At 40.8% G+C, this 19,724-nt stretch carries 16 protein-coding genes and 1 tRNA gene; 13 read left to right on the top strand and 4 right to left on the bottom strand.

Annotation, left to right across the window (positions count from 1 at the left end):
* Window positions 1–101 precede the first annotated feature (101 nt).
* Window positions 102–3,986 carry an FG-GAP-like repeat-containing protein gene (locus ACKWB9_RS07465; protein ID WP_414002384.1) on the top strand — a complete coding sequence of 1,295 codons (3,885 nt, stop codon included), beginning with the start codon at window positions 102–104 and terminating at the stop codon, window positions 3,984–3,986.
* Window positions 3,987–4,285: 299 nt separating this feature from the next.
* Complete coding sequence (locus ACKWB9_RS07460) at window positions 4,286–5,476, top strand: glycoside hydrolase family 172 protein (protein ID WP_414002383.1); 1,191 nt, start codon at window positions 4,286–4,288, stop codon at window positions 5,474–5,476.
* A 175-nt stretch (window positions 5,477–5,651) separates the two neighbouring features.
* On the opposite strand, the gene ACKWB9_RS07455 is transcribed toward ACKWB9_RS07460, so the two are convergent.
* The 3 genes from ACKWB9_RS07455 to ACKWB9_RS07445 form a co-directional block, all read right to left on the bottom strand.
* Window positions 5,652–5,774, bottom strand: a complete 123-nt coding sequence (locus tag ACKWB9_RS07455) for a hypothetical protein (RefSeq protein WP_414002382.1) — start codon at window positions 5,772–5,774, stop codon at window positions 5,652–5,654.
* A 514-nt stretch (window positions 5,775–6,288) separates the two neighbouring features.
* Window positions 6,289–6,600 (bottom strand): hypothetical protein, encoded by a 312-nt coding sequence (locus ACKWB9_RS07450; protein ID WP_414002381.1) that lies wholly within the window; start codon window positions 6,598–6,600, stop codon window positions 6,289–6,291.
* Between the two features lie 19 nt (window positions 6,601–6,619).
* Window positions 6,620–7,855: a 3-deoxy-D-manno-octulosonic acid transferase gene (locus tag ACKWB9_RS07445; RefSeq protein ID WP_414002380.1), complete on the bottom strand. Its 1,236-nt coding sequence runs from the start codon at window positions 7,853–7,855 to the stop codon at window positions 6,620–6,622.
* A gap of 91 nt (window positions 7,856–7,946) precedes the next feature.
* On the opposite strand from ACKWB9_RS07445, the gene ACKWB9_RS07440 reads away from it, so the two are divergent.
* From ACKWB9_RS07440 to odhB, 6 genes are all read left to right on the top strand, one after another.
* Entirely contained in the window at window positions 7,947–9,101 is a 1,155-nt protein-coding gene (locus ACKWB9_RS07440; RefSeq protein WP_414002379.1) for a DegT/DnrJ/EryC1/StrS family aminotransferase, read from the top strand.
* A gap of 41 nt (window positions 9,102–9,142) precedes the next feature.
* The gene (galE, locus tag ACKWB9_RS07435; protein WP_414002378.1) at window positions 9,143–10,159 is read left to right on the top strand and encodes a UDP-glucose 4-epimerase GalE; all 1,017 of its coding nucleotides are present in this window, start codon (window positions 9,143–9,145) and stop codon (window positions 10,157–10,159) included.
* 127 nt (window positions 10,160–10,286) lie between these two features.
* Window positions 10,287–10,643, top strand: coding sequence for a hypothetical protein (locus tag ACKWB9_RS07430; RefSeq protein ID WP_414002377.1), 357 nt, complete (start codon window positions 10,287–10,289; stop codon window positions 10,641–10,643).
* A gap of 158 nt (window positions 10,644–10,801) precedes the next feature.
* Window positions 10,802–13,603: a 2-oxoglutarate dehydrogenase E1 component gene (locus ACKWB9_RS07425; RefSeq protein ID WP_414002376.1), complete on the top strand. Its 2,802-nt coding sequence runs from the start codon at window positions 10,802–10,804 to the stop codon at window positions 13,601–13,603.
* A gap of 3 nt (window positions 13,604–13,606) precedes the next feature.
* The gene (locus ACKWB9_RS07420; protein ID WP_414002375.1) at window positions 13,607–14,572 is read left to right on the top strand and encodes a DUF3887 domain-containing protein; all 966 of its coding nucleotides are present in this window, start codon (window positions 13,607–13,609) and stop codon (window positions 14,570–14,572) included.
* 26 nt (window positions 14,573–14,598) lie between these two features.
* Entirely contained in the window at window positions 14,599–15,816 is a 1,218-nt protein-coding gene (odhB, locus tag ACKWB9_RS07415) for a 2-oxoglutarate dehydrogenase complex dihydrolipoyllysine-residue succinyltransferase (protein WP_414002374.1), read from the top strand.
* A gap of 78 nt (window positions 15,817–15,894) precedes the next feature.
* Here odhB and ACKWB9_RS07410 read toward each other — a convergent pair whose 3' ends face one another.
* Window positions 15,895–16,341: a retropepsin-like aspartic protease gene (locus ACKWB9_RS07410; RefSeq protein ID WP_414002373.1), complete on the bottom strand. Its 447-nt coding sequence runs from the start codon at window positions 16,339–16,341 to the stop codon at window positions 15,895–15,897.
* A gap of 37 nt (window positions 16,342–16,378) precedes the next feature.
* Here ACKWB9_RS07410 and ACKWB9_RS07405 point away from each other — a divergent pair, with 37 nt between their 5' ends.
* The 5 genes from ACKWB9_RS07405 (at window position 16,379) to ACKWB9_RS07385 (ending at window position 19,722) form a co-directional block, all read left to right on the top strand.
* Window positions 16,379–17,146: a TatD family hydrolase gene (locus ACKWB9_RS07405; RefSeq protein WP_414002372.1), complete on the top strand. Its 768-nt coding sequence runs from the start codon at window positions 16,379–16,381 to the stop codon at window positions 17,144–17,146.
* Between the two features lie 10 nt (window positions 17,147–17,156).
* Window positions 17,157–18,191 (top strand): asparaginase, encoded by a 1,035-nt coding sequence (locus tag ACKWB9_RS07400; RefSeq protein ID WP_414002519.1) that lies wholly within the window; start codon window positions 17,157–17,159, stop codon window positions 18,189–18,191.
* Between the two features lie 69 nt (window positions 18,192–18,260).
* Window positions 18,261–18,348 (top strand) — tRNA-Ser (locus ACKWB9_RS07395).
* A gap of 168 nt (window positions 18,349–18,516) precedes the next feature.
* Window positions 18,517–19,266 (top strand): MotA/TolQ/ExbB proton channel family protein, encoded by a 750-nt coding sequence (locus ACKWB9_RS07390; protein ID WP_414002371.1) that lies wholly within the window; start codon window positions 18,517–18,519, stop codon window positions 19,264–19,266.
* A gap of 24 nt (window positions 19,267–19,290) precedes the next feature.
* Window positions 19,291–19,722, top strand: coding sequence for a hypothetical protein (locus tag ACKWB9_RS07385; protein ID WP_414002370.1), 432 nt, complete (start codon window positions 19,291–19,293; stop codon window positions 19,720–19,722).
* Window positions 19,723–19,724: the final 2 nt, after the last annotated feature.

Raw genomic sequence — 19,724 nt, 5'->3', positions numbered from 1 at the left:
TATTATTAGGGGTTTTAAATGATAAATTTTGAGTTTGGTTTTTTTCAAAAGAGGGAGGAAGTATAAGTCTCCCTCTTTTATCGTACATAAAATTAATACAAGTGAAAAGTATATTTAAGATCTTCTATTTGCTTTTTTTGTTTCCGGTGATGGTTTCTTCCCAGATTTATAAGGAAATGGCTTTTGATATGGGTATAGACCATTATTCCTATGATCCCAATGCCATGGGCGGGGGTGTGGTCGTTTTTGATTTTAATGGTGACGGATTTGAAGACCTTTTTTTTACCGGGGGATTAAATGAAGATAGATTATATGAGAATATAGGCGGAGAGTATTTTAAGGATGTTTCTTCTGAAATGGGTATAACAACAGCTTTATTTGGAGCAAAGACCATGGGTGCCGTAACGGGAGATATAGATAATGATGGGTATCTTGACCTATTGGTGACCACGGCAGAAAATGAACGTTGTTATTTGTTGAAAAATAATAACGGGACATTCTTTCAAGATATATCTATTTCAGCTGGGATTACCCATAAGAACTGGAGTAGTACCGCTACCATGGGCGATTATGACTTAGATGGTGATTTGGATGTTTATGTTGGAAATTATGTGAGTTATAGCGCATTGCCATTTGAACAAAACATCATCGCACCACAAAAAGATTTTTTTTATCAAAATAATGGGAATGGCAAATTTACACTGATAAACGATCTTTTAACGAATGAAGAAGTCGGCTGTACATTGGTAGCATCTTTTTCGGATATAGATCAGGACGGCGATTCAGATTTGTTTTTACTGAACGATTTTGGTGATTTTTATCAGGGCAATAAATTATTGCTGAACAATTACCCCCAGAATACCTATCAGGAAATAGCATCATCTGTTGGAATCGATATTCAAATTAATAGCATGGGAATAGCATGTGGTGATTATGACGAGGATGGTGACTTTGATTATTATATCACCAATATTGGGGAGAATTTTCTTTTTGAAAAACAAGATGGTTTTGATTTTGATAATGTGTCCCATATCAAGAATGTAAACGATGGTACCGGATTTAGTTGGGGTACTGCTTTTATAGATATTGATAACGATAGTTATTTGGATTTGTTTGTCGCCAAGGGCACCATATTGCCCCAAAACAATCCACAGGGAAATAAACTCTTTCAATATGACCGGACAACAGGGAATTTTTTGGATAGATCTATTGCCGAAGGAATGGCCGAAGAAAATAGGGCTAGGGGAATGGCCTATGGCGACTTCAATAATGACGGTAAAATCGATTTTTCAGTTGCGAATATTAAAGTGGACCAGGCCAATGATGGTAAAGCATTATTATATATTAATGAGGGTGATTTTGAAAATAATTGGGTTCGGATAATATTGGAAGGTACTACCTCGAATAAAAGTGCATATGGAAGCAATGTTGTAGTATCTGCCAACGGACGGAGTTTTGTAAAAGAACTCACGGGCGGCAGTAGTTATTTGTCTTCACATAGCAATGTGGTACATTTTGGACTTGGAGATATAGAGACCATTGATGAATTGGTCATAAGCTGGCCTGGAAATAGAAAAGAGGTTTTTACCAACCTTAAAGTAAACAGGACCTATAAGATTATAGAAGAAGGGCGTATTCATCTTCAAACATCAAATTATGTGGAACTGTGCCGGGGGGAAACTATTTTTCTTGAAGGGGCGGAAAGGAATGAAGCAGGTATATATACAGATGTTTCCCAGGTTTCAGGGGGAATGGATGAAATTGTAATAACCAGGTTGGTTATTAATGAATCCGATGATTGTGGTGATACGGTAGACGAACCCGATAATCCGGATACATCTAAATATTCCGTTGCCAGAAAATGGAATGAACTATTATTGGAATCTATAAGAAAAGACTATGCCCGTCCTACGGTACATGCCCGAAATTTGTTTCATACATCAATTGCCATGTACGATGCATGGGCGGTATACAATCGGAATGCCCAAACTTTTTTTCTTGGAAATACTATAGGGGACTTTACATCTGTTTTTGATGCCGTTCCATCACCACAAAATATAACTTTGGCTCAGGAAGAAGCCATGAGCTATGCATGTTTTAGGCTATTGTCCCACAGGTTTGAAAATTCTCCCGGATTTGCGGAACTTCATCAGGATTATAACGACCTAATGGTTGCCCTTGGTTATGATGTATCCTATGAAGCCATGGACTATCAAAATGGTTCCCCTGCGGCTTTGGGGAATTATTTGGCCCAACAGATAATATTATTTGGTCATCAAGATGGTTCCAATGAAATTAATGACTATCGGAATAATTTTTACACTCCATCGAATATGCCATTGGTCGTGGATGAATCGGGAAACCCTAATCTGACATACCCTAATAAATGGCAACCTTTAACATTGAGCATATTTATAGATCAAAGCGGAAATGTCATAGGAGATGACACTCCGGGGTTTTTGAGCCCGGAATGGGGCCAGGTCGTTCCATTTGCCTTAAATAAAGAAGATGCCTCCATAAATAGTAAGGACGGTTTTGATTATTGGATATATGACGATCCCGGGAGTCCGGTAGAAATAACAGCTGAAAAACCTGGATTGGAAGACCCTTACAAATGGGGTTTTGCAATGGTAGCCGTTTGGTCGTCCCATTTAGATGCTAAAGATGAAATAATGGTGGATATATCACCATCGGCGATGGGAAATATAGATATTTCGGATTTTCCTAAAACGTTCCAGGAATATAAGGCCTTCTATAATTTTATGGAAGGAGGGGATATAGGTAAAGGTCATCCTATAAACCCGATCACCCAAAGTCCGTATACTCCACAGATAGTTCCTAGAGGGGATTTTGCCAGAATTTTGGCCGAGTTTTGGGCGGACGGGCCCGATTCGGAAACTCCGCCGGGACATTGGTTCAGTATCTTGAACTATGTGAGCGACCATCCGCTGACTATAAAAAAAATCTCTGGCGAGGGCGAAATTTTGGGTAATCTGGAATGGGATGTCAAGTCTTACCTAGCTCTTGGAGGTGCTATGCACGATGCGGCAATTTCGGCCTGGGGCATCAAAGGATATTATGATTATATACGGCCCATTTCGGCCATACGCCATATGGCGGATAAGGGGCAGAGTACGAACGAGGCATTGGATAATTATGATCCAAACGGGCTTCCTTTAATTTCAGGATATATAGAGATTGTTGAAGAAGGGGATTTATTGGCAGGTGAAAATGGGGAACATGTTGGGGAAATTAAAATTTTTGCTTGGCAGGGTACACATTTCATAGATAATCCCAATGTTGATGTAGCCGGGGTAGATTGGATTTTGGCAAAGGATTGGGTACCCTATCAAAGGCCCTCTTTTGTAACCCCTCCCTTTGCCGGTTATGTTTCGGGCCATTCCACGTTCTCAAGAGCAGCGGCAGAGGTATTGACTCTGTTGACGGGAAGTGAATTTTTTCCCGGAGGAATGGGAACTTTTGATACCAAGAAAAATGAATTTTTGGTTTTTGAAGATGGGCCGAGTACGGATATAACTTTACAATGGGCAACATATCAAGATGCTTCAGATCAATGTAGTTTGTCCAGAATATGGGGAGGAATCCATCCTCCGATCGATGATATCCCCGGACGATTGATAGGGCATAAAATTGGTGTTTCCGCCTTTGAACGTGCCAAAATATATTTTACGGGTAGTCAAGACGGTACAAATGTAAATTTTAATGCAAAAGTTTACCCAAATCCTGTAGGTTATGATCAAATTCTCAAAATTATCCCCAACAATACAATTGAAGGAAAGTTACAATTACAGCTGATCGACCTCGGTGGTAAAATCGTTTGTGAACGTGAAACAGAGATGAATAAAGAAAAGAGAATGGATTTTAATCTCTGTGCGCCAAGTGACGGCCTTTATATATTGGTAGTGAAAAAAAATGGGAACCTCTTGTTTTCAAAAAAAATAATAATAGCCCGTGTTATGCATTAGATTTTATAGAATTAGTACCCCTGTTTAGGCATAATGATGTATTCAGGTACGCTTTGTTAAGTGTCGGCAAAATTCTTCCTTGTCAGTATACAATACACAATTAAGCAATTATTGAATTGGAGACGACCGCATAAGATGTTATAAATATTTATGCGTAAAAAAATATGGCCCATATCGGATCGAATTAAGAAATTTGAATGGTATATTTATGGATTGGAGAGTGATGCCGAAGAAGGGATATAGGATATTCTTATATAAAGGTATCGGGTGAGTTCAATAAAAACAAGAAAATAAGTCATATGAGAAAAATTAAGTTTGTGGTTATCGGTTTAATGTTTGCTTGTCATTTGGGATGTGAACAAGAGGGTAAAACGGCATCTGTAGAAGAAAACGCCCCGTCATCCGTATTGGTACCTGGGATGAATAATCTATTCCTTATGAGCGATGCGCAGACCCGTTCCGTTAGTCCGGAAAACCTGACCGGAGAAAAAGGACAAGGGGGGCGTATCAGCGCTGAAAAAGGGAACGCCAAACGAGCAGCGAACAAACATGGTTGGAAGGCCAACCCATATGTTTTTATAGAACCGGGAGAGGAAAAAGTGCTGGCGGATATTAACGGTTCGGGTATTATAAACCATATTTGGATGACACCGGGCAGAAATCAAAATGACCGTTTAAGAATAATCCGTATTTTTTGGGATGGTGAAGAGGAACCCTCGGTAGAAGTTCCCGTAGGTGACTTTTTCTGCAATGCTTGGGGGAGTAAGAACCAAACCAATATTAATTCCTTGGCCGTTTGTGTAAACCCTCTGAACGGTTTTAATAGTTTTTGGCAGATGCCCTTTCGCAAGCAATGCAAGATTACCATGGTCAACTTGTCCGATACCCAAACCACGCTATATTATCAGGTGGATTACACCGTTACGGGAGTGCCTAAAGACGCCGCCTATTTTCATGCACAGTTCCGCAGGGTAAAAAAAGTGCCTTTTAAGAAAGAATATGTGATCGTGGACAATATTAAGGGTCGGGGCCAGTATATCGGCACCTTTCTTTCAAGGGGAACACATAGTAAACGTTGGTGGGGAGAAGGTGAAGTACAGATGTTCATTGATGGGGATACGGAATATCCGACCATTAACGGAACCGGGGAAGAAGACTATTTCCTTGGCTCATATGCCTATAAAAAGTTTTTTGACGAGGGTTGGAAGAATTTTGAATACGTAGATTACAATACACCCTATTCCGGGTTTTATGAAGCGGAACACAAAGGTGGGTTTGTTGGCAGGTTTGGACAATACCGATGGCACATTTATGACCCTATCCGATTTAGGTCAGATTTTAAGATTCAGATTCAGTGTTTGGGTTGGGACGATGACGGCAATTATTTACCGCTGGAAGATGATATGTCATCCGTTGCATTTTGGTATCAAACCGAACCACATGCCAAATTTCCGGAATTACCGCCTAAAGAGGTGCTAGAAGTGGAATAAGTTACGTCAGCTAATTAATGTAGTACCCAAATCGATGCAATCTTTCACCTAAAATGAAGAAAATCACGTGTACTGGATAGCTTTGTTTTTCAACAGGTGATAAAAACAAAGACCCCTCGAATTCGAGGGGTCAGTTTTTAAGGTAATTTTTTACGTATATGCACTGATTTAGGGGTTAAATAATACCTACAAGGGCAAGTAAAGTTCCAACGGCAACTACGGCCAAAAAGGCGTTCATTGCGATAATGAGTACGGATAGATAAGAATCTACCCCGGTCTTAAAAGATAAATGGTTCATAAAATACCTACTTTAAAAGTTATTTCCCATTAAGTTAAAGGTTGTTCGGGTACAACTTTAAAAAAATGTTGTAAAGCCTTGCAGGGGCGTGGTATTTACACTGCTTTTTGTGGTTTAAAGTGCTTATAAAGTGTATTTTATCGATGAATTTGGTAGAATATCGATTTAAGATCAATGCCCTTATACCGTATTCAAAACATAAAAAAACACCCATAGAAAGAGTGTCTTATAGTATATGAACCCGTTTAATTTAACGATGCTGTCGAATTAAAAAATTCCGATCAAGTCTAAAATTAAAGCAAGGGGAATAGCGACCAAAATGCCGATTAGGCAGGCAATCATTAATTTAAGAAATCCGTTGAGCATTTTTGTGCCCGAATTTAATTCCTGTTCCATAATCATAGTGTTGTTTCCCCTAAGATATGGATTCTGAACTAAAGTGTTGTAAAATAGGCAAGTAAATCGATTAAAGTCTAAAAATAATCCATCAAATAATTTGTCAGATCCGCTATGATCAAGAAAAGTAATTGTTGAAAAATGAATCAATGTTCGAAGTGGTTTTTTCGGTTTGCTCCAGATGGGTTTCCTTAAAAAGGGCGACCCTTGGCCGCAAGGTATCCAAAGGCTTATTTTTTTTGGAACGCTTTAAAGGTTTTTTTGGTTTTGTAAGAATAGTGTCCCGGGTGGTGGGTTTGTTAAATTGTTGTTCTTTCCCTGGCTTCCCATCGTTCTTGGGTTGGGATTTTTTGGACTTGACAATAACCTCCCGACACGAAAAACCGAAAACAATGATCAGAGAAAGTATAAAGGCTTGAGGCCATTTCATTATCGTACATAAACTATGGTTATAATAATGTACGGATGTGATCCATGATCTGGATGCTGGCCCCTTTGTTGTTTAGAATATAATTAACGTTGATACCCCCTGTCTTTTGCAGTAATGGTGTATTGTTCAGTAAATTGTTCATCGTGTTGGAAAACTCTTTTTCGTTCTGAACAGGTAAAACACCCCCTAGCTCTACAAGTTTCTCGGCTTCAATAAACCCCGAATAATTGGGCCCGATGATGACGGGCATCCCGAAGACGGCAGGCTCCAGGGTATTGTGAAGCCCCGTGGCAAATGCGCCTCCTACATAGGCTATGTCACCATAACTGTAAATCTTGGTGAGTAGGCCAACAGTATCGATAAGGAGGACATCAAAATCTTGCACATTGTTATCCGCTAAATGGGAATATAGCAAGGTCGGTTTTTCAAGCGAAGCTTTTAAGGTGTTGCTATGTTCTTTTTTAATGTTGTGGGGCGCTATGACAAATTTTAAATTCCTGTCGGAATTGTTGATAAAATCGATCATCACTTTTTCATCTTCGGGCCATGTGCTTCCTGCAATAAAACAAAGCTTGTCCTGTTTGAAATTTTCCATAAAACTCAGGGAATTGTCCCTGTCCAAAATCTCCGATACCCTGTCCAATCGGGTATCGCCCGCCACGGTAACGTTCGTTAACGCTATGGAATTTAGCAAACGCTTTGAATTTTCGTCCTGAACATAAAAATAACTGAACTTTGAAAGAGCCTTTCGCATAAAACCGCCATAAGGTTTAAAATAGACCTGATGTTCCTTGAATAGCGAAGAAATTAAAAGTGTGGGTACATTTCTATCGTTCAAAGCGTTCAAGTAATTGGGCCAAATTTCATATTTAACGAATATGGCCAATTCCGGATGTGCCAGACCTAAGAATTTCCCAACTCTTTTTTTAGTGTCCAATGGCAGGTACGCAACAACATCCGCGACAGTGGTATCTTTTTTTACTTCGTATCCCGAAGGGGAAAAAAAGGTCAGTAATAATTTGTGGGAAGGATATTCTTTTTTGAGTCGTTCCATAATGGGGAGTCCCTGTTCATATTCTCCCAATGATGCGGCATGTACCCAGATTACCTTATCGGATTTGGTTATCGTGCGTTCCAATATCCCGTAAGTACGTTGCCTTCCAGTAACGAACAAGCCCAATTTGGGATTCGCAAAAGAAATCGAACGGATGAAAAACCAGGAAACGGAAACAAGAAAATTATATAGAACGGACAAACCAACGGATTTGCAGCTAAATTACATTTCTTTCTAGAAACCTATTGACCATGGTTTCGTATTTTTGCCATGCATTAGGTAATCCTTGATAATGAAAAAGATCCAAATGGTAGACCTCAATGGTCAATACCAAGAAATAAAGGGGCAGGTAAATGCTTCCATTGCGGAGATTCTTGAGACATCTGCATTTATAAACGGCCCCGAGGTCCACGCTTTTCAAAAAGAATTGGAAGCATATTTAGGGGTGAAACACGTAATACCATGTGCCAATGGAACGGATGCCCTCCAGATTGCGATGATGGGCCTGGGTTTAAAACCTGGGGATGAAGTTATAACGGCAGATTTTACTTTCGCCGCTACGGTAGAGGTAATTGCCCTGTTGCAATTGACCCCTGTTTTGGTGGATGTGGACAAGGAGACTTTCAACATAGACATCGAGGCCATTAAAAAGGCCATAACCCCAAGAACAAAAGCCATTGTTCCGGTGCATTTATTTGGTCAATGTGCGGACATGGATGCCATTATGGCGTTGGCAAAGGCACATGATTTATATGTGATCGAGGACAATGCCCAAGCGATCGGTGCTACTTATTCATCCAAAGACGGACAGAAATATATGGCCGGGAGCCTAGGGCATGTTGGGGCTACTTCCTTTTTTCCGTCCAAAAATTTGGGTTGTTATGGGGATGGCGGTGCCATTTTTACAAATGATAGTGATTTGGCCCATATCATTAGAGGTATGGTAAACCACGGTATGTACGAGCGTTACCATCATGATGTGGTGGGCGTAAACTCAAGATTGGATTCCATTCAGGCAGCGGTATTGAGGGCGAAACTACCTAAACTGGATGCTTATTGCGATGCCAGAAGAACGGCCGCAAAAAAATACTCCGGTGCTTTTCAAGGTCAGGCCCATATAATCGTACCGGTAACCGTAAATGGATGTAAGGGCATATGTGATACATGTGATTGCCACGTTTTTCATCAATACACATTACGGATCACCAATGGAAAAAGAGATGCCCTAGTAAAGCATTTACAGGAAAAAAATATTCCCTGCGGGGTTTATTACCCCATTCCTTTGCACAGGCAGAAGGCCTATTTGGATGCACGTTATAAAGAAGAGGATTTTCCTATAACCAATCAATTGGTTCAAGAGGTTATTTCACTTCCCATGCATACGGAATTGGATGATGAGCAAATCGATTATATTACGACTACGGTTATTGATTTTGTTAATGGGTAGTCAATCTCTATATGGAATTTCATAAAAAAACAAAATAAGAAATGAAAATATTGGTAACGGGAGGTTTAGGTTTTATAGGTTCCCATACGGTGGTCGAGCTACAAAATAGGGGCTTTGAAGTGGTGATTATAGATGATTGCTCCAACGCTCAGGAAGATGTTTTGGACGGTATAACGGCCATAACCGGAAAACGACCACTTTTTGAAAAATTGGATTTAAAGGAAAAAAATAAGGTAGAGGACTTTTTTAAAAGATATGCCGATGTAGTTGGAGTCATTCATTTTGCCGCTTCAAAAGCTGTGGGAGAAAGTGTGGAGAAGCCTTTGTTGTATTATGAGAACAATATTGGAACCTTGGTCTATATCCTTAAGGAGCTTTGTAAGAAGAATAAGGCCAGCTTTATTTTTAGCTCGTCCTGTACGGTATACGGACAGGCGGACAAAATGCCAATTACAGAAGATGCCCCGGTAAAAGAAGCGGAATCCCCCTATGGGAATACCAAGCAAATGGGCGAGGAAATTATTAGGGATACCTGTAAGATAGCCCCAAACCTCAATGCCATAGCATTGCGATATTTTAATCCCATGGGTGCCCACCCAAGTGGAGAAATCGGGGAACTCCCCATAGGCGTACCTCAGAATTTAGTGCCGTTTATTACCCAGACCGGTATTGGACTGCGGGAACAACTGTCCGTTTTTGGAGATGATTACCCTACACCGGACGGAACCTGTATTAGGGATTATATTTATGTGGTGGATCTAGCAAAGGCGCATGTGGTGGCATTGGAACGTCTATTAGACGGCAAGAACCCCCAGAACTATGAAGTATTCAATGTAGGTACCGGTAAGGGGAGTTCCGTACTAGAGGTCATACAGAGCTTTGAGCGGGTATCCGGTAAAAAATTAAACTATAAGGTCGTTGACAGAAGACCGGGGGATATAACATCGGCCTATGCGGATACTACTAAGGCCAATGAGGAGTTGGGATGGAAAGCGGAATACCCCTTGGATGAAGCCATGGAATCCGCTTGGGTTTGGGAACAAAAGATACGGGATTAAATCAGATAAAAAGTTTAAACGAGTTCAATAAGGGGAAATATTATACATATATTTCCCCTTATCCGTTTGATGAAAGAAGGTAGGATTTACAAAAATTAAAATAAAAGCTTAGGTAATTTAAAGGCTTGTGACTTCAAATTTTATAAACAGTTCCCAATTGCTTCAATATGTCGTGGAGAATTCCCTTTATGATCCATTGGTTTCCCAGCTTCGTAAGGACTTTTCCTTGGCGAATATTTATATCGACTTACCCGAGAATATTAAACCAAATCTATTGGGGAATATCATCCAGGAAAAGATTTACGTATTGATAATGGAGCGCTTTTCGGAATATTTAAACTTGCTTTACATAATCGATATACCGGAACGTTCCTTCAAAGGTATTCAGGTTACGGATGCTGTTGAAGTTTCGGGGCAAGTAACTTTTCTGATTTTGAAAAGGGAATTCCAAAAAATCCGATATAGGGAAAAATACAAGAAATAAATATGGGAAATAACGGATGAATAATTTTTTTAATGGTATTCTAAGGATTTTGTTTTAATGATCACCTATTTTCAATAATACCTCGGTATGTTCCGTTAGGTATCGTAAATGTCGTATTTTTGATGAAATTTATTCTAAAAAGATACAGGAAGTGATATATGGATAAATATTCCTTTTTGAATACAGCCCATACCTCTTTTTTTTCGGAGATGTATGACAGGTATTTAGCGAGTCCGGATAGTATAGAGCCCAGTTGGAGGGCTTTTTTTCAAGGTTTTGATTTTGGAGTTGAAAGTTCCTTGGATGAATTAGGTTTTGATAAGGGAGAACGTATTGCCTCTTTGGTGAACGATAGCAAGACGGAGCTTCCGGAATCCCTTCAAAAAGAGTTTCAGGTTATTCGCCTAATAGACGGTTATAGAGGCCGTGGCCATCTTTTTACCGAAACCAATCCGGTCCGGGAAAGACGAAAGTACAGTCCCACCTTGGAAATAGAAAACTTTGGTCTGGAACGATCGGATATGGAAACCGTTTTTAATGCCGGGGACATTATCGGTATCGGACCGAGTGCACTCAAGGAAATAGTTCGGCATTTAAAAAGGATTTACTGTGATGCTATTGGTGTAGAGTATATGTACATCCGCAAGCCCGAACGTGTGAAATGGATCCAGGATTGGATCAATGTAAATGACAATCACCCCAGCTTTGATCCACAGCAGAAAAAACATATTCTTAAAAAACTGAATCAGGCTGTATCCTTTGAAGGGTTTTTGCATACCAAATACGTAGGGCAAAAAAGATTTTCGTTGGAGGGCAATGAATCTTTGATTCCCGGACTTGACGCTATTGTGGAACGTGCCGCCGAAATGGGGGTAGAACAATTTGTTATGGGAATGGCCCATAGGGGACGTTTGAATGTTTTGACCAATATTTTCGGGAAATCCGCCAAGGATATTTTTAGCGAGTTTGATGGCAAGGATTATGAACAGGAGATTTTTGACGGCGATGTAAAATACCATTTAGGGTGGACATCCGATCGCATGTCCGATAACGGCAATAAGATAAAAATGAATATTGCGCCCAACCCTTCCCATCTAGAAACGGTCGGAGCCGTAGTGGGAGGAATCGCCCGCGCAAAACAAGATGCCAATTATGCCGATGATTTTTCCAAAGTACTGCCTATAGTCGTACATGGCGATGCCGCAATTGCGGGCCAGGGGCTTGTTTATGAAGTAATACAAATGGCACAGTTGGATGGGTATAGGGCAGGAGGTACCATTCATATTGTGGTAAATAACCAAATAGGGTTCACCACCAACTATTTGGATGCCCGATCGTCCACGTATTGTACCGATGTCGGAAAAGTCACCCTAAGTCCCGTTTTGCATGTAAACGCAGATGATGCGGAGGCTGTTGTACATGCTTCACTTTTTGCTCTGGAATACCGTATGCGTTTTTCCAGGGATGTTTTTATCGACCTTTTGGGGTATCGAAAATATGGTCATAATGAAGGTGATGAGCCCAGGTTTACCCAACCTAAATTATATAAGGCCATTGCAAAACACAAAAACCCAAGGGATATATATGCCGAACGGCTTTTAAAGGAAGGCGTTATCGACGAAGGATATGTAAAGGAACTGGAAAAACAATATAAGGCCTCTTTGGAAGAAAAGTTGGAAGATTCCAGAAAAGAGGATAAGACTATAATTACCCCTTTTATGGCCGATGAATGGAAGGGCTTTGAGAATGTGCGCGAATGGGAGATGATGGAGGCCGTAGATACCAGTTACGACAGGGCCAAACTTACGGATATTGCCAAGGTAATTACCCAATTGCCGGAAGGTAAAAAGTTTTTAAGGAAGGTGGAGCGGCTCATCAACGATCGTTATAAAATGTTCTTTGAGCGAGACGCTTTGGATTGGGCCATGGGCGAGTTATTGGCCTATGGAACACTTTTACAAGAAGGCTTTGGTGTGCGTATGTCTGGACAAGATGTGGAAAGAGGTACGTTTTCCCACCGTCATGCCGTAATGAAAGTAGAGGAGAGTGAAGAAGAAGTATTGTTGTTGAACCATATCTCCGATGAACAAGGAAAATTCCAAATATACAATTCGCTCTTGTCCGAATATGGGGTCGTCGGGTTTGATTATGGATATGCTATGGCCAGCCCGAATACATTGACCATATGGGAGGCGCAGTTCGGGGATTTCAGTAACGGGGCGCAGATAATGTTGGATCAATATATTTCTGCTGCCGAGGATAAATGGAAACTCCAAAACGGACTGGTGATGTTGCTGCCCCATGGCTATGAAGGTCAGGGAGCGGAACACTCCTCTGCACGAATGGAACGTTACCTGCAATTATGCGCCAGGGATAATATGTACATTGCAGATGTGACCACCCCGGCACAGATGTTCCATATTATGAGGCGACAAATGAAAGTAAAGTTCAGAAAACCTCTTGTTATCTTTACACCAAAAAGCCTGTTGAGGCATCCAAAGGCCGTTTCATCCGTTGAAGATTTTGCCAATGGAAGTTTTAAGGAAGTCCTGGATGATACTGCTGCCGATGCTGAAAAGATAAAGAGCCTGGTTTTCTGTACCGGTAAATTCTATTATGATTTATTGGCGGTCAAAGAAGAGTTAGATCGAGATGATGTGGCCTTGGTACGGATAGAGCAATTGTTTCCCTTGCCGGAAAAGCAAATGAACGAACTCATTGCAAAATATAAAAATGCCAAGGATATTGTTTGGGCACAGGAAGAACCTAGGAATATGGGTGCATGGAGCCATATGATGATGCATTTTAAAGATGCCCATAAATTTAGGGTGGCATCCAGACGTTTTTATGCGGCCCCGGCCGCAGGGAGTGCCGTGCGTTCTAAAATGAGGCATCAACAGATCATCGATTATGTTTTTGATAAGAACAAGGATAATATGACCAGGCCAAGTAAGGATTAGATAATGAAAAAAATCCTTCTCCCCTTATTCGTTACGATCGGTCTTGCCGTGTATGGACAAGAAGAACAGGGCAATTATTCCGCTATTGCCAAAAGGTTCATGGATCTGTATAACGGGAGCGATTATGATGGTATTTTCAAGCTTTTTGATGCGGATATGAAAAAAGCGTTGCCGCAAGAAAGGACACTTCAATTCTTTTCCGATAATGTAAATAGGAATATGGGTGCCATAAAGACAATGGAATTGAATAGGTTGCACAACGGAGCCCATGTATACAGGACTATTTTTGACAAGGCACTTGCGGACATATCCATTTCCTTGAACCCCAATAACGAAATAAACGGACTGTATATATCACCCGTTAGAAATATTGAAAATCCTATTTTAGAGCGAAACACTACGCAAATGATCCTGCCTTTTAAAGAAGAGTGGTTTGTTTTTTGGGGTGGGACCACGGTAGAACAAAACTATCATATAAATTACGATGATCAAAAATACGCCTATGATATTTTAATGGTCAAGGACGGTGTTTCCTATCAGGGCGATGCCAAAAAAAATGAAAGCTATTATGTTTTCGGGAAGGAGATTATCGCTCCCTGTGATGCACGGGTAGTGAAGGTCATTACAGGGGTCAAGGATAATGTTCCAGGTGATTTAAACCCCGGGCATTTGACGGGGAATACCATTGTGCTGGAAACTGTGAATAAGGAATACATTTTGTTCGCACATTTAAAGGAAAATTCCATTCTTGTAGCCAAGGGTAATGATGTACGGCAAGGTGAAGTCATGGCTCAATGTGGAAATTCAGGAAATACCACGGAACCCCATTTGCATTTAAGTTTGCAAAATGCCGTTGAAATGGAAAACTCCGTGGGCGCAAAGTTATTTTTTAACAAGATTTTGGTCAACGGTGAAGAAAAGGAAGATTACCTTCCAGTTAAAGAAGATTTCATACAGAATATAAACTAAATTTATACATCAAAAATCATAATAGAATGATGCTAGAAATGAAAGTTCCCTCACCGGGGGAGTCCATCACCGAAGTGGAAATAGCGGAATGGTTGGTATCCGATGGAGATTATGTAGAAAAAGATCAGGCCATTGCGGAAGTAGATTCGGATAAAGCAACATTGGAACTTCCTGCGGAGGAAAGCGGAACCATAACCTTGAAAGCGGAAGAAGGCGATGCCGTCGCCGTTGGTGACGTGGTTTGTTTAATAGATACCAGTGCCAAAAAGCCGAACGGGGAGGATACGGCAGCAGCAAAACCGGAAGAAAAAAAGGAAGCCCCTAAAAAAGAAGAACCCAAGCCCGTTGAGGTTAAAAAAGAAACTTATGCATCGGGAACGGCTTCTCCCGCCGCCCGAAAAATATTGGACGAAAAGAATATTTCCGCATCGGCCATTACAGGTACGGGACGTGATGGCAGAATTACCAAAGATGATGCGGTCAAAGCAGTACCGGCTATGGGGTCCCCAACGGGAGGTAACCGAGGGGAAACACGTTCCAAACTCTCTATGTTGAGGAGAAAGGTTGCGGAACGTTTGGTCGCTGCCAAGAACGATACGGCCATGTTGACCACTTTTAATGAGGTGGATATGTCGCCCATATTCGAGTTGAGAAAGCAGTACAAAGAAGCCTTTAAAGAAAAGCACGGGGTAGGTCTGGGTTTTATGTCCTTTTTTACAAAGGCCGTGGTCAGGGCATTGGAAATGTATCCTGCGGTCAATTCCATGATCGATGGGAAAGAAATGCTAACCTATGATTTTTGCGATATTAGTATTGCGGTTTCCGGACCAAAAGGCTTGATGGTCCCGGTCATTAGAAATGCGGAAAATTTAACTTTTAGAGGTGTGGAAGCGGAAGTGAAACGGTTGGCGATTCGTGCCAGGGAGGGTGAGATTACCGTGGATGAGATGACTGGAGGTACATTTACCATTACCAATGGCGGTGTATTTGGCTCCATGCTGTCCACGCCGATCATTAACCCGCCACAAAGTGCTATTCTGGGGATGCACAATATTGTAGAACGTCCTATCGTAAGGGATGGAGCCATAGTTGTTGCCCCCATTATGTATGTGGCCCTTTCCTATGACCATAGGATTATAGATGGAAAGGAATCCGTTGGGTTCTTAGTAGCCGTTAAAGAAGCATTGGAAAACCCAGGGGAACTGTTGATGGACAATAATGTAAAGAAGGCCTTGGAAATGTAGTTTCTTGGGCCATACAAAAAAGACCCCGTGGATTTTTTTGAAATCCACGGGGTCTTTTTATTTTCAACATCAAGCATATTACCTTTTCAATTTTAAATACACACAGCTTTTGTTGTAATCGATAACGGCTTTCGTTTTTTTAAGAATATCGGCGCCGATAATGCCATCTACGGGCAAGGCTTTATGGGAGGTAAGGGCTTCGTTTACATGCATCAGGTCAAAAAGTACGATTTTCAATTTCTTTTTGTGCCATTTCCCGATTTCGATCGTATTTTTTTTTGAGATCAATGTTTCCATATTCGTGGCCCCGGCACCTGCGGCTTTTATTTTGGAATTTTTGGAGACCAGATTAAAATACGCTGTTTTATCAAAGCCGACACAGGTATTGGAAGCTCCCGTATCCAATATGAACCTGCCTTGTATGCCATTGATTTTAGCAACAATTTCAAAATGGTTCGTAGCGGTAAATACCAGTGGTATACGATCGTATCCTTTTGACTTCAAGAATTTTTTAAGTGCGGCCATATCGATTTTTTGTCAAAGATAAACCTATTTTTGCCACATGATCATTACAGATACGCATACGCACTTATACAGTGAAGCTTTTGATGAAGATAGGGCAAGAGTCATGGAAAAGGCCATGGATTTGGGAGTGAAGCGATTCTTTGTCCCGGCCATAGATTCCTCTTATACGCAAAACATGTTGACATTAAGGAATAAGTACCCTGAAAATGTGTTTTTGATGATGGGGCTTCACCCTACGCATGTAAAAGAGGGCTTTGAACAAGAGTTGGAGCATGTAGAACAAATGCTCGGGCAGCATCAATTTTACGCAGTTGGCGAAATAGGAATCGATCTCTATTGGGACAAAAGTTTTCTAAGGCAGCAACAAGAGGCCTTTAGATATCAAATAAGGTTGGCTAAACAATATAAATTGCCCATTGTTATTCATTGTCGAGAAGCTTTCGATGAAATTTTTGAGATATTGGAAGAAGAAAAAGGTGATGGTCTATATGGAATATTTCATTGCTTTACAGGTGACCTGGAGCAGGCCCATCGGGCAATTTCATACAATATGAAATTGGGAATAGGAGGCGTGGTTACTTTTAAGAATGGGAAAATCGATACTTTTTTGGATGAAATCAATATAAAACATATTGTTTTGGAGACAGATGCCCCGTACTTGGCCCCGGCCCCTTATCGTGGAAAGAGAAATGAAAGTGCTTATATTATACACGTTTTGGAAAAGCTGGCCGGGATATACAAGAGGAGTAAAGCGGAGATTGCAGCTGTGACCACTCAAAATTCCAAGGAGGTGTTTGGCATATAAAAATCAGAAAATCTTGAATTCGAATAAAAGTAAAATATTATTGGTATATACCGGAGGCACCATCGGTATGGTCAAGGATTATGATTCGGGAGCGTTAAGGGCCTTTAATTTTGATAAGCTGTTAAAGAGCATACCGGAATTAAATCAATTGGACTGTGGGATAAAGGCACTTTCTTTTAAGGAGCCTATAGATTCTTCCAATATGGACCCGCAACACTGGATTAAAATTGCGAAGATCATTGAGGAAAATTATGAAGATCATGATGGTTTTGTTGTTTTGCACGGTAGTGATACTATGAGTTATACCGCTTCTGCGTTAAGTTTTTTATTGGAGAACCTTTCCAAGCCCGTAATACTTACAGGTTCCCAATTGCCAATAGGTGATTTGAGAACGGATGCCAAGGAAAATTTGATTACGTCAATCCAGATTGCGGCCTTAAAAGAAAAGGGCAAATCGGTCGTTCAGGAAGTAGGTCTTTATTTTGAGTACAAGTTGTATCGGGGAAATAGGACGACCAAAATCAATGCAGAACATTTTCAGGCCTTTGCCTCTTTGAACTTTCCACATTTAATTGAATCCGGGGTGCACCTGAATGTTTTTAAAGAATATTTATACCGTCATAAAAACCGTAGACAACTTGTAATCCATGAACAAATGGATAACAATGTGGCCGTTTTAAAACTTTTTCCGGGTATTGGCGAAAAAGTACTGTACAGTGTCTTGAATACAGAAGGTCTCAAGGCCCTGATCTTGGAAACGTATGGTTCGGGCAATGCCCCTACGGAGACCTGGTTTTTGGAAGCGATCAAAAAAGCGATCAAAAAAGGAGTACATGTTATAAATGTAACACAATGTTCCGGAGGAAGTGTCATCATGGGGCAATATGAGACCAGTGCACAGTTAAAAAAAATACAAGTGATTAACGGAAAGGATGTTACGACCGAGGCCGCGGTAACCAAGGCCATGTACATGCTAGGTGCCGGAATATCGGATAAATTGTTCAAAACAATTTTCGAAACTCCGCTACGTGGAGAAATGCATTAAAATTAACCACTTTAATTTTCCTAACTAATATTTTTTTTGTTATTTGCCCACCCTTAAAAAGGATGAACTAGAGAGGTGGCCGAGTGGTCGAAGGCGCACGCCTGGAAAGTGTGTATACACCAAAAGTGTATCGAGGGTTCGAATCCCTTCCTCTCTGCAAATTTCTGGCCGCACAAGTTTGGCTAAAGAATGCTTTTTAAGACGAACGTAGAGGTATGGGGAATGGCAATGCCTATTCCCTGAGCTTTGCGGGGAAATTTTACTTTTTTTATGTTGATTTTTTTTTATCTTTAACCCAATTACTAACTAATTTAAGTTTGAAAAAATGAAAAAATTATTCCCAAGCCTGGCAGTTGCTGGGGCATTTGTAGCAGGTACAAATATGGTAAGTGCAAAGGTGGCGGCTGTAGCTATGATTGTACAGGATGCAGCTCCTGAGGCGGAGAAAGGATTTACACAAGTATTGAAGGAAATGTTTATTCAGGGTGGTGCCGGATTTATGGGTATTGTACTGTTGTGTTTGATCCTTGGTTTGGCCGTTGCTATAGAAAGAATTATCTATTTGAATATGGCCAGCACAAATACTGCCAAGTTGAAACAACAAGTTGAGGATGCCTTGGCTTCCGGTGGTGTTGAAGCGGCAAAAGAAGTTTGTAGAAATACAAAAGGGCCTGTTGCTTCCATTTACTATCAAGGTTTGGACAGGGCCGGTGAAAGTGTTGAATCTGCGGAAAAAGCGGTTGTAGCTTACGGAGGTGTACAAATGGGACAGTTGGAGAAAAACGTATCTTGGTTATCCCTTTTCATTGCTATTGCACCAATGCTTGGTTTCATGGGGACGGTTATCGGTATGATTCAGGCCTTCCAAAAGATTGCGGCAGTGGGTAATTTAAGTGCATCACTTATCGCAGGAGATATTCAGGTGGCATTATTAACGACGGTATTCGGTCTTATTACGGCGATTATTTTGCAAATTTTCTACAACTATATCATTGCGAAAATCGATAGTATCGTAAACGATATGGAAGATTCATCGATTACATTGATCGATATGTTGGTAGATCACAAGAAATAAGTCGCACATTTAATACCTAATATTATGCAAAAAATTGTAAAAATAGCATTGATAGCCATTGGCTTGATTGGAGCGGTGCTGTGGTTTATGCTTCCCGAAAGGGACATGCCTGCTGCAGAAGCTGCTCAAAGTGGGGCTATGAATGCCATGTTTATCATCACCTATTTGCTTTTGGCAATAGCGGTCGTGGTAAGTTTGTTGTTCACGCTAAAGAATTTGTTTTCTAATCCCCAAGGGCTTAAAAAGACATTGTTTGTGTTGGGCGGATTGGTGATCGTAGTAGGAGTTTCCTATGTACTGTCCAGTTCTACGGATGTTTCTGATGAGTTCATGGCGATGTCGGATGAAAGTACCGTCAAGAATATCGGTATGGGATTAAATATGTTTTTTATACTTACCGCAATAGCGGTTGCCCTTTTGATCGTCCCGGGGGTGAAGAGATTATTCAATAAATAAAT

The organism is Maribacter spongiae, from assembly GCF_047345125.1.
Taxonomy (GTDB): Bacteria; Bacteroidota; Bacteroidia; order Flavobacteriales; family Flavobacteriaceae; genus Maribacter.
Note: the sequence above shows the minus strand (reverse complement) of the source record. Positions and strands in the feature narration are given on the sequence as shown.